The sequence below is a fragment of the Clostridium amylolyticum genome, assembly GCF_900142075.1.
GTDB lineage: Bacteria > Bacillota > Clostridia > Clostridiales > Clostridiaceae > Clostridium_AA > Clostridium_AA amylolyticum.
The window spans coordinates 346014-360726 of sequence record NZ_FQZO01000003.1; the positions used below are offsets into that span (position 1 = coordinate 346014).

At 33.5% G+C, this 14713-nt stretch carries 12 protein-coding genes; 10 read left to right on the forward strand and 2 right to left on the reverse strand.

The genetic code is table 11. The annotated features are described in order from the left end of the window. Positions 1–91 precede the first annotated feature (91 nt). The 4 genes from BUA82_RS08855 to BUA82_RS08870 all read left to right on the forward strand — a co-directional run bounded on the left by BUA82_RS08855 (position 92) and on the right by BUA82_RS08870 (position 5680). On the forward strand, positions 92–3730 hold the full coding sequence (locus tag BUA82_RS08855) for an AAA family ATPase (RefSeq protein WP_073006758.1): 3639 nt from the start codon (positions 92–94) through the stop codon (positions 3728–3730). Positions 3731–3734: 4 nt separating this feature from the next. Then, positions 3735–4196 (forward strand): hypothetical protein, encoded by a 462-nt coding sequence (locus tag BUA82_RS08860; RefSeq protein WP_073006760.1) that lies wholly within the window; start codon positions 3735–3737, stop codon positions 4194–4196. Beyond that, on the forward strand, positions 4189–4860 hold the full coding sequence (locus BUA82_RS08865) for a hypothetical protein (RefSeq protein WP_073006763.1): 672 nt from the start codon (positions 4189–4191) through the stop codon (positions 4858–4860). The genes BUA82_RS08860 and BUA82_RS08865 overlap by 8 nt, the downstream gene beginning before the upstream one ends. Positions 4861–5128: 268 nt before the next feature. Then, positions 5129–5680 (forward strand): AAA family ATPase, encoded by a 552-nt coding sequence (locus BUA82_RS08870; protein ID WP_073007176.1) that lies wholly within the window; start codon positions 5129–5131, stop codon positions 5678–5680. Here the strand turns inward: BUA82_RS08870 and BUA82_RS20470 are convergent. After that, a complete protein-coding gene (locus BUA82_RS20470; RefSeq protein WP_143148601.1) occupies positions 5583–5960 on the reverse strand; it encodes a response regulator in 378 nt (125 codons plus the stop codon). The two genes, BUA82_RS08870 and BUA82_RS20470, sit on opposite strands and share 98 nt — an antisense overlap. Before the next feature lie 608 nt (positions 5961–6568). On the opposite strand from BUA82_RS20470, the gene BUA82_RS08875 reads away from it, so the two are divergent. From BUA82_RS08875 to BUA82_RS08900, 6 genes are all read left to right on the forward strand, one after another. Beyond that, a complete protein-coding gene (locus tag BUA82_RS08875; RefSeq protein ID WP_242948947.1) occupies positions 6569–8095 on the forward strand; it encodes a uracil permease in 1527 nt (508 codons plus the stop codon). A gap of 161 nt (positions 8096–8256) precedes the next feature. Next, complete coding sequence (gene mch, locus BUA82_RS08880) at positions 8257–9228, forward strand: methenyltetrahydromethanopterin cyclohydrolase (RefSeq protein ID WP_073006765.1); 972 nt, start codon at positions 8257–8259, stop codon at positions 9226–9228. Between the two features lie 165 nt (positions 9229–9393). Further along, on the forward strand, positions 9394–10905 hold the full coding sequence (locus BUA82_RS08885) for a SulP family inorganic anion transporter (RefSeq protein ID WP_073006768.1): 1512 nt from the start codon (positions 9394–9396) through the stop codon (positions 10903–10905). Positions 10906–10947: 42 nt separating this feature from the next. Then, the gene (locus BUA82_RS08890) at positions 10948–11508 is read left to right on the forward strand and encodes a flavodoxin family protein (RefSeq protein ID WP_073006771.1); all 561 of its coding nucleotides are present in this window, start codon (positions 10948–10950) and stop codon (positions 11506–11508) included. Between the two features lie 45 nt (positions 11509–11553). Next, complete coding sequence (locus BUA82_RS08895; RefSeq protein WP_073006773.1) at positions 11554–12285, forward strand: SDR family NAD(P)-dependent oxidoreductase; 732 nt, start codon at positions 11554–11556, stop codon at positions 12283–12285. 19 nt (positions 12286–12304) lie between these two features. Beyond that, on the forward strand, positions 12305–13255 hold the full coding sequence (locus tag BUA82_RS08900) for a dihydrofolate reductase family protein (RefSeq protein ID WP_073006775.1): 951 nt from the start codon (positions 12305–12307) through the stop codon (positions 13253–13255). 85 nt (positions 13256–13340) lie between these two features. On the opposite strand, the gene BUA82_RS08905 is transcribed toward BUA82_RS08900, so the two are convergent. Next, positions 13341–14501, reverse strand: a complete 1161-nt coding sequence (locus BUA82_RS08905) for an ROK family protein (RefSeq protein WP_073006777.1) — start codon at positions 14499–14501, stop codon at positions 13341–13343. Positions 14502–14713 lie beyond the last annotated feature (212 nt).

The following is a 14713-nucleotide window of genomic DNA, read 5'->3' on the forward strand; positions in this document are numbered from 1 at the left end:
ATTAAATAGTCAGTTGAGGTGATGTAGGAAGAATGCTGGGTTTAAAACTATTGAAAGAATCATCAATTATTAAATTAAAGGGGTATGAGCAATGGATATAAAGAAAATGTTTAAATTCCTATTTCCAGAGTATCAGATTATAGAATCTATTAGGGAATATGGTTTTATAGCTAAGAAAGAAAACAAAGCAAAATCAAGTACAAGCTATCAAGCTAATAGCTATTCTACCAATAAGGAAACTTCTTACGGTATGGACACACACCAAGTAAAGCAGATGGAAAAAAATAAATTTGGAAAACATACTGAAATTAACAGTGATACTATCATACACAATGAAAAGAAATTAGTTAAAGTTTCTAATGATGGTATTAATGAAAATTTTCAAAGTATAAGGAATAAGCTATCTACAATGCTTGTGGGTCAGCAAAACTTTCTTGATAATTTAATTGTTGCTTTCAAACGCCCTTTTATTACTGGGTATGATAATGTAAAACCTAAAAATACAATATTTATAATAGGGGAAGAAAGTACAGGCAGACATACATGTATAGAAGAAACAGTAAAACTATTAAAACAAAAAGAATTATTAAGCTATGATAATGTTTCAAAAATAGATTTATCAATCTATCCAACTGTTTCAGAACAATCATTATTTCTTTCAGATTTATATAAAGAACTATATACAAATTCAGATGTAATTATCTTTGACTGCTTTGAGAAATGTCACAGCAGTGTTATTGACATTATTTCAAAACTTGTAATTGACGGGAAGTATAAACTGAATGCAAGATATGCATTTCAAAACAATAATCTTGTTGAAGCCACCGGTGTACTAATGCAAAATTCTGTTAGTGAGCTTTCATCAAACGGTAAATATTTTATCTTTGTAACAGAACAGCGTGAAAGCAAGATAATGGATATATTCGGTTCAAAATTTATGGCTGCTGTGTCAGATCTGCTTAAAATGAATTCTTATACAGAAAAAGAATTAGCAGTGATTAGTGAAAAACTCCTTAGTGAATTAAATTTACGTTGCAAAAGCAATCTTTCTATTATATTGAAATATGACGACAGTTTGGCTGCTTATTGCGCTGGAAAATATAGTTTTGCTTCCGGTATTGCTGGAATACAAAACTATATAAACGAAAATATCTATAAGGCTTTATCTGAATATAAATTGAGAAATACCATTGAATCACATGCCATGATTGAATTGTTTATAGAAAATGAAAAGATCATGGCAAAAATTATGAACAAGCAAGGAGATGCCACTGTTGACCTGATGGAATTGTTACCTCAGAGTAATATTAATAACATTGATGAGGTTAAAAAAGAGTTGGATTCTGTCATAGGCCTTACAAAAGTAAAGGAGTATGTATTAGACATAGAAAATAATTTTAAAGTACAGAAAATGCGTGAAAATGCCGGTTTAAAAGCCGCATCAATTTCTATGCATATGATCTTTACAGGAAATCCTGGAACGGGGAAAACAACTATTGCAAGAATAGTAGCAAAATATTTAAAAGCAATTGGTGTCCTTTCTACTGGTCAACTGAGAGAAGTAACTAGGATGGACTTAGTTGGTCAATATGTAGGACAAACAGCAAAGCTTACTAATGAGGTTATTCAGTCTGCTTTAGGTGGTGTCTTGTTTATTGATGAGGCCTATTCTCTTTGCAGGGATAAACATGATACTTTTGGTCTTGAAGCTATCGATGCTCTTGTGAAGGGAATTGAAGATAATCGTGACAATTTGGTGGTAATTCTTGCAGGTTATAAAGATGAGATGGCGGAATTTTTAAAATCTAATAGCGGATTAAAATCAAGATTTCCAAATATAGTTGATTTTGAAGATTATACTGCTGATGAAATGTATGAAATATCAATTGTAACAGCTAAATCAAAGGGTTATGCTATAGCTGAAGATTGCAAGGAGGAATTAATAAGACTATTTGAAAGAAGTCAGATTAAAGGCAGAAATGACAGTGGAAATGGACGATTGGTTCGAAATATTGTTGAAAGTGCTATTTTGGAACAATCAAAACGGTTGGTGAAAGATCAAAGTTCTCCAATGGATTTATTGAGCTTTGAAGATTTCAAGTTTGAGAGCTTTGAAAAGTTTGATTTGGATAAAGCATTATCAGGTATTATAGGACTTGAAAATGTAAAAGAATTTGTTAGAAGTCAATATAAATTGCTTATTGCTAATGAAAAGCGTAGAAAAGCAGGCATCAATGTAGATACCACACAATCATTAAACATGATTTTTACAGGTAATCCTGGAACTGGAAAAACAACTATTGCTAGAGTGGTGGCTACTATGTTTAAAGATATGGGGCTGTTGAAAAAAGGTCATTTGGTGGAAACGGATAGAGGAGGTCTAGTAGCAGAATATGCAGGCCAGACTGCTAAAAAGACAGAAGAGATATTTAAGAACGCCTTAGGGGGAGTGCTATTTATCGATGAAGCATATGCATTATCAAGTGACGGAAGCAGCTTTGGCAAAGAAGCAATTGATACTCTGGTAAAGCTAATTGAAGATTATCGTGGTGAAATCATAGTTATACTAGCTGGTTATAAAAAGGAAATGGCAGATTTTATGAAATCAAACTCCGGTTTAGAATCAAGATTTCCACTGATAATAGATTTTCCTGACTATTCTTCAGATGAATTATATGAAATTGCTCTGAAAATAATGGACTCCAAAGGATTTCAGATTACTGAAGAAGGCAAGAGCGTTTTAGGTGGACAGATAGAAATACTGCACAAGACATCAACTGCACATTCAGGTAATGGTAGGATGGTACGAAATTTAATAGAAAAAATTATGAGAAATCAATCTGCAAGGATAGCATCTGATGAAGTTACTGTAGCTGATTTAACTCAAATTCTGCCATGTGATATACAAACTACAGACAACAAAACTCAAAGTTACGACATAGATAAAGCTTTAGAGAAAATTATTGGTCTGCACGAAGTAAAGTCCTATATAAGGAGTTTGTATGCCCGTTTGAAAATGCAAAATGAGAGAAAAAAATTAGGACTTCCTTCGGACAGTTCCGCAACAATTCACATGATCTTCAAAGGAAATCCAGGAACAGGAAAAACCATGGTTGCGCGTACAGTAGCGGATATACTTTATAACATAGGTGTTATTAAAACAAATAAATTGATTGAAACAGATAGAGCTGGGTTAGTTGCAGGATATGTAGGACAAACTGCCATGAAAACTACTGAAAAAGTGATGGAAGCCATGGATGGGATATTATTTATAGACGAGGCTTATTCACTGTCACAGGGTGGTGCAAATGATTTTGGCAGGGAAAGTATTGATACTCTGGTAAAGCTAATGGATGATTACAGGGAGCGTATAGTGGTTATTTTAGCAGGCTATAGTAAGGATATGGATGATTTCTTAAAAACAAATCCTGGTTTAAAGTCTCGCTTCCCTAATATTATTGAGTTTGCAGATTATAATCTTGATGAATTAATGCAAATAGCAAATGAATTTTATCAAAGTAAAGGCTATTTACTTACTGAAAATGCAAAAAATAAGCTATCTGTAATATTAAACGAAGTCTTAAAGGAAGAGGCCTTTGGAAATGGCAGATACGTGAGAAATGTCTTTGAAAAATCGGTGAACAATCAAGCATTGAGGCTAAGCACTGATACAGATTTAACCCGTGAAGAATTGACTGTCATTGAAGAAGAAGATATCGAAAGGGTGTAATTATATGAGTAAATTAAAATCTAATTTAGGAAACATCGCGTCAATTATATATTTTGTAGTTGTAATGTGGTGGGTGTTATTACTACTTGCTATTGTTCCTCTTACCTTATTTGGAGATATAAAAACTATAAGAAGCTCAGGGTTTTCAGCGCCTAATGTAGGAATAATGTTTATGGGCCTCTTTGGACTATTTATAGGGATTTCTTTGTTAATTCCAGCATTTAGAAAGATGTACTATAAACTACCCTGGTTGTTTCCCTATGTAAAGATATTGTATGTTAACCTTGTGATTATGGGTGTAGCTACTTTAATTTTAAATTATGGTTATGAAGTGCAAAGTAGTACAAGGCATATGAGCTTTTTTATGGTGATGATAGCGCAGATTGTTATTTGCCGGATTGCAATGTGCATCTATTTTAATAAAAAGACAGTGAAATATATAGGAGGAGGGGTAGAAAATGAGTAATTTGAAAAATAGCACTCAAAAAGAAATGAATAAGAATAAAACTACTCCTACATTTGATTCTCAAAAGGAATCACAAAATGTTGATTTCACGGGTTATACACATCAGGATACTACTAATTCTGTTAATGAAGAAATAGGTAGAGAAGATATGGTAGATAAGGGGAGCGTAAAAAAGATTGAGAAACCCCTTAAAGTGTTCGGTGGATTTTGTATTGCAGTATTTATAGCCGCGATGATATTTAGTTACAAGCCAGCTGTTAATAAAAGCAGTGAGGCAAAAGAAGCTTTAAAAAATAAGGTGTCAACTTCATTGTCTGCGGGAACTATCCTTTTAAATAAGGATGAAAATGTAGGACAGCAGGACTATACTATTAACCATAAATCTGAAAATAAAGAAAGTAAAATTTGGGTATGGGATTATGCAGCAGAAGATGGTGATTATGTTCAAGTACTTGTTAATGGTACCCCTGTTTCTGAGGCCTTTATGATTAAACATAAACCAAAGGAAATTATTGTTCCGGCTACTGGAGACATTCAAATTAAAGGTATTAAAGACGGTGGCGGCGGAATTACGTATGCTGTGAGGTATGAACTAAATGGAACAAATTACTTTAATTCTGCACCAGAAGGTGAGTATAACACATATACTCTTGTAAAAGAATAAAATAGTAACACAATGGTACAGCAATTCTTATCTTATAATATTAAAGCATGTGAACCACAGTTTACGTGCTTTTTTTATTTAATTACAAATGACGAATTTGGATTGGAAAGGGGTGGGATTAAGTGCTATACTGATTGATATAGGCTATTACAAACAGATTAACGATAAGTGAGGATATTAGGTTGGAGATAGTGTCTTAAAGTAGATTGTTCACATTATTTAAATAATTACCAGTGGAGGTGACACAATGAATACAGAAAAATATAATATGCCGAAACACATTCTAGAAAGTAATAGAATATTTATTATAACTGGGATAATGGCATCGGGAAAATCAACAGTGGCTCAGCTACTGGCAGAACGTCTTCAAAAGGCAGTCCATGTGCATGGAGATATATATAGAAAGATGATTGTTGCTGGACGGGAAGAAATGTCACCTAATCCTTCCGATGAAGCATTAAGGCAGCTTAACCTCCGCTATAAGCTGGCAGCTTCTACAGCAGATGCATATTTTGAGGCAGGATTTAATGTTGTGGTGCAAGATAATATTATTGGAAAAATGCTTGAAAATTTTGTAGGAATGGTTCGAAATAGGCCTTTATATGTGGTAGCTCTTTGTCCGCATCCTGAAGTAGTAGCTGAAAGAGAGGCTTCAAGGAATAAAAAAGGATATGGTGGATGGACAGTTGCTGAATTTGATAATCTTTTTCGTAATGAAACACCTAGAATTGGGTTATGGCTAGATTCATCGGAACTAACACCACAAGAAACTGTTGATGCCATTCTAACAAGGGCTTATACAGAAGCTCGTATAGATTAACACTGAAAGATTTAAAGAGTTCCTTAGTTAGATTTCCATTATTAGAAATTCTATAAGTATGGAAGTTTATAGTGATATAGGAATATTGAAAGATCCTATTAAGCGAAGTTTTGCTATCATCTATATCACCATCAAGTATGGAATCTAATAGAGCTGCTTCTTTTCTATTGCTAGCGGTGCCTACAATTTTAAAACCTAGCTTTTCAAAATCATAGGAAGCTAAACCATCTCTTATAAAAAATTCATCGTCTACAATAATTATCTTATAAAAGTCTATCATTAATAATCCCCCTACTAGCTGCTGTCTAAAATATTTGCAATTAGATTATTTTCAATGACACTATTCTGTCATTTTTAGTGTATCACCCTTATTACTTGTACGTAAATAGTTAAAGCAACTAGGAAAAACTAAAAATAAATATATTTTTAACAATTCTCTAGCATATAATTTGTGACTAATTTATGAATTTAGATTAACTCTCAAATGGATTTTTTCTATTATATTTAATGAATCTTTATTATTATACTTTGAATAGGCTAGAAATTTGTTTTTTAATGACTTTTTATTGATAAATTAGAATAAGAAAAAATATTTACCTTTAAAGATTGATAAATTATTGACAATGGTTTGATTTTGTAGTAATTTATTGTTAGAAAGATTGTTTATGACTTAAACAAACTGTTTTCAAAAGAAATTTTGGTTGCAACCTATTTTTGGATTAACTATATTGAATAATTTTTAGTAAATATGAAATTTATATTCCCTATGATATTTAATAACCTATTATAAAAAATCCAAGAAAGGAGAGTATGATATGTATATAAAACTATGTGCAATCATACAACTTACATATGAAATTTAAGTATAAATGGTGGGGAAAAGGAGATTTGGATGCAGCCTTTGGCTTATTCTTTGATGGCTTCTCAAAAATCCTCACTGCTACCGGTATTATGATTTATGCTTTTGGTATGCCTGCTTCTATTGTTATTGGCAAAATCCTTCCAGCAATTGGAGTGGTAAATTTCCTAGGTAACCTATGGTACTTTTATGAGGCAAAGAATTTAGCTGAAAAGGAAAGACGACAGGATGTAACATCTCAGCCTTTTGGAATAGGGGCTTCACAATTAACAGGCTGGCTTTATCTTATTATGGGACCTATTTATTGGCATTCAGGAGATGCCATGCTCGCTTATCGTATAGCTTTATCTGCAGCCTTCATAGGCAGCCTTGTAGAAATAGCAGGAGCTTTTTGTGGACGATGGATTATAAGAGTTATACCCCATAGCGCTTTAATGGGAAATATGGCTAGTGCAGCTATAGTATGGCTTTCCTTTGTAGGCATGGCTTTTGTATTTGATAAGCCTATATACGCAGTATTGCCATTATTTATTATTATAGTGGACTACCTGGGAAAAGCAGACAAGCGCTTTACTAAGATACCTTCTGGGATAATTGCTATAGGAATTGGAGCTGTAATTTCATGGACCTCAGGTTATTTAACTCTAGACAATTTAGTTTCATCCTTTAGTCAAGTGGGTTTCAATTTACCACAGACCTTTTTTGGAGAAATTGTTGCTGGTTTAAAAAGCATAGTTCCATACTTACCAATTATAATACCTTTGCAAATCAATAATTTTCTCACCACCCTTCAAGGACTTGAGTCTGCAAAGGAAGCTGGAGATGACTATCCTCAGCGTCAATCTATGATCATGGATGGAGTATCTACTATGATCGGTTCATTTTTAGGAAACCCTTTTCCTACCACCGTTTACTTTGGACATCCTAGTTGGAAGGAGATAGGGGCAAGAGCAGGATATTCTGTGGTGGTAGCCTTTGCTTATTTGATTATAGGGCTTAGTGGTTTGACGGGAATAGTTATGGCTATTATTCCACATGAAGCAGTTATGGTTTTACTTATATTCGTAGGTATTTCTGTGGCAACCAGCACACTTCAAAATATGGATAAAAAATACTTTACAGTGGTGTTGCTTTCATTGATACCAATTGTATTTCAATATATTCAAGTACTTATAGATTCAGCTGTACAAGCTGCTGGAACTACCACAGCGCAAATTGCTACTGAAAAATTTGCAGAGTATTCAGTGCCTATTAAAGGAATACAAATTCTAAGCTATGGTGCCTTTTTATCAAGCCTTTTAATGGCAGCTTTACTTGCTTATGTTATAGATAAAAAATATTCTCATGCAGGAATATGTGCCATAGTATTAGCCGTTTGCTCATTGGTTGGAATAATTCATTGTGAGTCTATATCATTATTTCCTAAAGACGGAGTAATATTAGGAGTTATTTATATGATTGTGGCATTAACTCTATTCAGTAAAAAGTACTTACTAGAAAAACAAGGGGGAAAAGTTTTATCAGAAGATATGAGTTCTATCCCTAATTTAAACTAATTTATATGCCTTTATGAATTTCCATAAAGGTTTTATATACAAAACATAGTTTAAGACTTAAATTATGTTTAAAGAGATGTATCACTATAAGAAATTTTAAAGGTATGGCAATAATTAAATTTAGCTTCTTTCAGAAGGTAAAAACCATAGGAGGAATAGATATGATAAGTGTAAATGAAAAATCTATTAAGCTTGTAGAAAAGATGATTCAAGACCCTGAAGCTTACAAGGTTAAAGTACATAACATTTGTGGCGCTCATGTTATTGATGCTGGGGTAGAGGCTCATGGAAGCTGGGAAGCTGCAAAGCTAGTAACAGAAATTTTGTTTGGTGGTTTAAATAAAGTTAACCTTGGAACTTTTCCAGAAAGAATAGGGGGAGTATATTACAATTCGGTAGAAGTATATTCTGACCACGTTGTTCTTCAACAAGCTGCATGTAACATTTCTGGATGGGAGCTTCGTCCTGGTAAATATGCTCCTGTATTAGCTGGACCTGGTAGAACCGTTGCTCGTAAACCAGGAGATTGGTTAGAAAAATACAGTGATTATTCAGATAAGTATCATAAAGCGGTATTAACTGTGGAAAAGGGCACATTAATGTCTGAAGAAGAAGTGAAAGATTTAATTGATGCTACAGGTATTGACCCAAAAGACTTATACATAATTGTAGCTGCTAGTGGAAGTATAGTATGCAGTGTAGAAGTTGCTGCTAGGATAATAGAACAAACTTTACATCGTTTAAAGGAAGAAAAATTTAATTTAGATAATATAGTGGAAGCTCATGGATTTTGCGTTATTCCTCCAGTAGTGAAGGATGATTTAATAGCTATGGGTAGATTAAATGATGTATTAATGTATGGAGGACAATCTACTTTCACCGTTCATTGCGAAGACAGTGAAATTGAAAGAGTTATTAATAAAATTACTACAGATAAGTGTCCAGCTTACGGTACTATGTTCCAAAAGGTATATGAAGAGCATGGTTGCGATTTTTATCAAGTGCCAATGGAAATGTATTCTCCAGCTAAGGTAGTGATAATCAACGAAAAGACTGGCAGAATATTTAAGGCTGGTGAATTTAATTTAGAGGTATTAGAGAAATCCTTCAACAATTCTATTTATGATAAATAAAAATAATAAGTAAGAAGTAAGAAGTAAGAAGTAAAAGGTAAAAGAAATAAGAAGTAAGAAATGTAAATAAAATTCATAAAAACTCTGTGAGTTTTACCCATAACTCTTACCTATTTTACCTATCTCAAATCTATAAATATTGCAGATGATTCTGGAGGTATAAAAATGGATAATGTAAAAATTCCACTGTTTAAAAAAGCTGATTTAGATGCATCTATAGGTGTATTTTTTGATGGATTCTCAAAAGTTATTGTTGCCATTGCAATTTTAGTAGGAACCTTTGGATTGGATAAAAGTATCGTATTTGGTACTATAATGCCTGGACTATTGGTAGGAGTAGTATTACTAAATGGCGGACTTTGGTTGTACTATCGCAATATTGCAAAACAAAGAAAAGACCCAGATCTTACAGCCATCCCTGCAGGCTTACAAGCAGGACGTATGTTTATATGGTTATTTAGTATTATGCTTCCTGTTTTCGCTTCCACAGGAGATGCGGTTTTAGCCTTTAAGGTTGGCGTATTTGCAAACTTTGTTGGAAGTGTAGTGTTTATCATAGGAGCCTTTGTGGTACCTAAATTATTAAAGATAGTTCCTTCAGGAGCGCTATTTGGTTCCTTAGCCGGTGGAGCCATGGCATTTTTAATTTTACAATCCATGGATGGGGTTTTAAAAATGCCTGTAGTAGGATGGCTTTCTTTAACTGTATTATTTGTAATTTATTTAGGAAAGATAAATACAAAATTACCTGCAGCTTTAATAGCCATAGTGATAGGTTCAGCCATTGCTTGGATTACAGGTGCTATGGGAATAGGGGCAGTAAAGGATTCACTATCCAATGTAAGCGTATATTTGCCAAAGTTAACTTTATATGCTTTTTCTTCTGATGTTATATCTACAACTATCACATATCTGCCTATTATTATTGTTTTCTCTATCAGTGAAGTAATCACTGGAATTCAAGGGGTAGAACAAGCAAGGGAATGCGGAGATGATTTCTTTACTACCACACAGCCATTAGTTATTGCAGGTACTGCAAACTTGATAAGTGCATTTGTGGGCAACCCTCTTTCCTTAGGTCTTTATTGGGGATATCCAGGCTGGAAGAAGATGAAATCTGGTACAGGCTATCACTTGGGTATTGTGATTTTATACTCATTAGTTTGTTTAACAGGATTAACTGCTATTATTAATGCCTTTATACCAGAAGCTACAGTGCTTCCAATACTTATATTTGTTGGTATATCAAGCTATTCACAAGCTTTCGATGTAGTTACAAAAAAATATTATCCTGCTGTTATATTAGCATCTCTACCTGTGGTTATGGATTTTGTGGTTTCTAAAATGGCAAAGGATGCATTACCAGGCTTTACAGTATTCCAACCAGGTTCTGCTTTCATAGGCTTAATAGTAGGCTGCATATTCGTGTATGTTATAGATAATAATTGGAGGAATGCTGCCATTACTAATATTGTGGCCTTAGGGTTAGCATTAATAGGTATGATTCATTCTCCAGGAATTCTATTTACTGATGGATATGTATTCCAAACAAATTTTGTAATTGTATATGCTGTTAGTGCAGCAGCATTCTTCGTTATGCATATATTAAAATTTAACCAAAAAGCACATGCTGATGAATTAGCCTTAGAAGAAAAATTAATGGCTAAAGAAAGATAATAAATTTGAGAAATATTTTATTAAGTAAAAAGGAGATTATATATGAAGACTTTAGTATTTTTTGGTTCTGCAAGAGAAAAGGGACATACAAAGGCAATGGTGGATTTATTCTTAGAAAACCTAGAAGGTGACAAGGAAATTATCGATGCTTACAGAACAGAAGTTGCACCTTGTAAGGATTGTCGCTATTGCTGGCACAAAAAGGGATGCAGCATAAAAGATTACATGCAGGATATATATATAAAGATAGAAGAAGCAGACAATATAGTTCTTGCATCTCCTATGTATTTTCACTCCATAAGCGGAGAATTAAAATCATTAATCGATCGTCTGCAAGTATATTGGGCAGGTCATGTAAGAAAGGATATGCCTGAACACTTCATCAAAAAAGGCGCAATACTAATGGTGGGTGGTGCTCCTAGCTTTGAAAATCAATTTTTAGGAGGAGAGCTTGTATTTAAAAATTTACTTAATGATTTAAGCACAGAATTACTAGGTGAGGTATGTTTGCCAAACACTGATGTAGATTCCTTAGAAACTAGACAGGATATTGCTGAAAAAGTTATTCAGTTAGCAAAAAAAATGAATGAAGCAAACAAATAATAAGCATATATTTTAAATTTATATAGAGCAAAGGAGAAGGAAATTATGAAATTTGAAAACAAAGTTGTAATTATAACTGGTGCATCCTCAGGAATTGGAGAAGGTGTTGCAAAGCATTTTTTAAATGAAGGTGCTAAGGTTGTAGGTTGTGGTGTTGAACCAGCTATGAAAATTGAAGACAAAAATGCAATATATGTTCAAGCAGATTTAACTAAATTTGAACAGGCTGAGAAAGTAGTTGCAGAGGCAGTAAAAGCCTTTGGAAAAGTAAACAAGCTTGTTTGCTGTGCAGGAGTTACATTTATCGGTTCCTTAGAAACTACTTCTTATGAATCCTTTATCCGTGAGCTTGAAATTAACGTAGGCGGAGTGTTTAACATGTGCAAAGCTTCAGTGGTTGAACTTAAAAAGCAAGAAAATTCCACTATCGTTACAGTAGGTTCTGACCTTGGAGTACATCCAATTCCAGAAAGAATAGGCTACTGCCCATCAAAGGCAGCGGTTATTATGCTTACAAAGTGTATGGCTTTGGAACATGCACCACATATACGTGTTAACTGTATATTACCAGGATTAGTTCGTACACCAATGATTGAACAACGTTTTATGGAAGCTGAGGATCCTAAAGCATTGGAAGAAGCTTATGCAAGTATATACCCACTTCATAAGATGGGTAAAATTGAGGATATGGCAAATGCTATTTCCTTCCTCTCCAGTGATGAAAGCGGCTTTATCACTGGAGAAATAATGCATGTTTGCGGCGGAAGCTTAATATAAGAAAAAGGAGAGTTAAGATATGGCAACTTCTTTATTTAAAATGCCCTTTGATGTTGAAAAAATAAAACTAACTAAAATACATGAGAGTGAAGATTTAAAAAATGCTAAAGTGGATAATTTAACTTGTAATCATATTAAGGAGATTTACGGTGAGTTAAAGTTCTTAGAACTTCATGAAGATAGACCTTATATGTATACTTCTTTAGTTACTTCTATAGATGGAAAGATAGCATTTACAGATGCTCCACAAGGACCACTTATAGCTAAATTAAATAATTATGATGAAAATGGTGCCACAGCAGACTGGTGGATATTAAATATGCTTCGTACTGTTTCTGATGGTGACATAATTGGAGCAGGTACTATGCAGGCAGAAAGCGACTATACTTGTCACATCTTTGATGAAGAGATGGAAGAGGCAAGAATTAAAGCCGGTTTACCTCCTGTACCATGGAATATCATCTCATCCTTAAATGGCAGTGATATACCTTTTGATCATGTTTTATTTAACACCCCAGAAGTTCCAGTGATGATAAGTACTTCAGCAGCTGGTTTGAAGGTAGTGGAAGAAAACATAAAAAATGATTATGTTGCTATTGGCCCTGTTTATACTAAGGAAGATGTAACAGAGGAAATGATCCAAAAGATGAAAGATAACCAGGATAAAGTGATAGTTATCGCCACTGGAGATAATGCACCAGATTCTAAGCTTTCACTATATATTATGAAGAAATTTGGACTTAACAAAGTTCTTGTAGAAACACCAACATATATGCACTATTTAGTTTCTCAAGGTTTAATGGATGAGTTGTTTTTCAACTATTCATGCCTTTACGTAGGTGGACAAGCTCTTTCCATAGGTAAGTTTGGAAAGGAATTTGGTTCTCAAGACCATCCTCATACAAAGATGCTTTCCATCCATCGCCACAGCGATCATTTCTTCTACTTAAGACATAAGCTAATTTACTAAAAGTTTTAAAAACAGCAGTTGACCTTACTTTGTAAAGTTAGCTGCTGTTTTACTATAATCATTATTAGCTTTAGTTTATATTCTCTTATTCATTTTTTTGAGGATTTGCTAGTATACTTAAAAAATTATAGATACACTGTTCAGAGGCACCTAATAGTGCAGCATTTTCTCCTAATTTGGATATTAAAATATCCTGGGTTTGGGTAATGGGAAGAACTATGTTTTTTAAAACCTCTGGTATTATATAGGGAAAAGCTGATACTATTATAGAATTTATGATGATAACCTCACAATCCAAGATAAAGATTATATTGGAGATACCAACAGCTAAGTATCTTGCAAATTTATTTAGAACTTCAATAGCTATAGGATTTTGCGTTTTTACTAAAGCGATAAATTCTTCAATTTCCCTTATAGGCTTTTCTAGATGCCGGTTCATTTCTTTTATAACTGCATCATTAGAGCAGTATTGTTCCCAACAACCATATTTACCACAAGAACATTGATGAGTTTCATTAAAATTTACCGTATGATGACCTACTGCATTAGCAAATCCATGGTGACCCTGTACAAGCTTCCCGTTTATAACTAAACCTGTGGATATAACATCAGTGATATTTATTACAGAAAAATTATTATATTCTGGATTATTTTTTTGTTCCGATATGGCCATAAGATTTCCGTCGTTATTAACAAATACTGGAACGTGATATCTTTCCTTTAAAAGATTCATTATATCTATATTTCTCCACTTAAGGATGGGCATATTTCTAATTACACCCTCCAAATCTACCACACCTCTTACGGATACTCCAATACCTACCAGACCGTAGGAGGAAGGGGGCATTTTATCTATTAATTTATCTAAAAGAGTATAGAGCTGCTTATAGTTGGTCACAAAATGATTGCCTACTAAGGGTATATTATGTGTTTCTATGATATTATTGCACAAGTCAGTTAAGATTACTCTTATTTTTGTAACTCCCATATCCATGGAAATACAATATCCAGCATTGGCAATCTGCATGAGCATAATAGGTTTTCTCCCGCCTGTAGAATCCCCTAAATCTGTTTCCCTCAATATATCAAGGTCAATCCATTCCTTTACAATGGTAGACACTGTAGCCTTGTTAAGCCCCGTTAACTCTGATATTTTCGCACGAGAAATAGCTTTATTCTTTACGATAGTTTCAATAATCTTCATACGATTTGCTGTCCTAATATCCTTAGTTTGTTCTATTTTCATGCCGTCACCTCAACATAATATTGTTAGTTTTATAATAGCATATTTGATGAATGGCAGCCATATGAGTTATTAGTGCTTTTTAAATAACTAATAACTCATATGACTACCATTGTGTTACTTTTTTGACAATGTTGAATTTTCAGAATATAATGAAAATATAATGGTAATAATTTCATAAAATTAAATACCTACTGAAGTTAAAAATTGCAATT

Coding starts and splice junctions, on each gene's coding strand:
- BUA82_RS08855 (WP_073006758.1), top strand. CDS start 92: ATGGATATAAAGAAAATGTTTAAATTCCTATTTCCAGAGTATCAGATT.
- BUA82_RS08860 (WP_073006760.1), top strand. CDS start 3,735: ATGAGTAAATTAAAATCTAATTTAGGAAACATCGCGTCAATTATATAT.
- BUA82_RS08865 (WP_073006763.1), top strand. CDS start 4,189: ATGAGTAATTTGAAAAATAGCACTCAAAAAGAAATGAATAAGAATAAA.
- BUA82_RS08870 (WP_073007176.1), top strand. CDS start 5,129: ATGCCGAAACACATTCTAGAAAGTAATAGAATATTTATTATAACTGGG.
- BUA82_RS20470 (WP_143148601.1), bottom strand. CDS start 5,960: ATGATAGACTTTTATAAGATAATTATTGTAGACGATGAATTTTTTATA.
- mch (WP_073006765.1), top strand. CDS start 8,257: ATGATAAGTGTAAATGAAAAATCTATTAAGCTTGTAGAAAAGATGATT.
- BUA82_RS08885 (WP_073006768.1), top strand. CDS start 9,394: ATGGATAATGTAAAAATTCCACTGTTTAAAAAAGCTGATTTAGATGCA.
- BUA82_RS08890 (WP_073006771.1), top strand. CDS start 10,948: ATGAAGACTTTAGTATTTTTTGGTTCTGCAAGAGAAAAGGGACATACA.
- BUA82_RS08895 (WP_073006773.1), top strand. CDS start 11,554: ATGAAATTTGAAAACAAAGTTGTAATTATAACTGGTGCATCCTCAGGA.
- BUA82_RS08900 (WP_073006775.1), top strand. CDS start 12,305: ATGGCAACTTCTTTATTTAAAATGCCCTTTGATGTTGAAAAAATAAAA.
- BUA82_RS08905 (WP_073006777.1), bottom strand. CDS start 14,501: ATGAAAATAGAACAAACTAAGGATATTAGGACAGCAAATCGTATGAAG.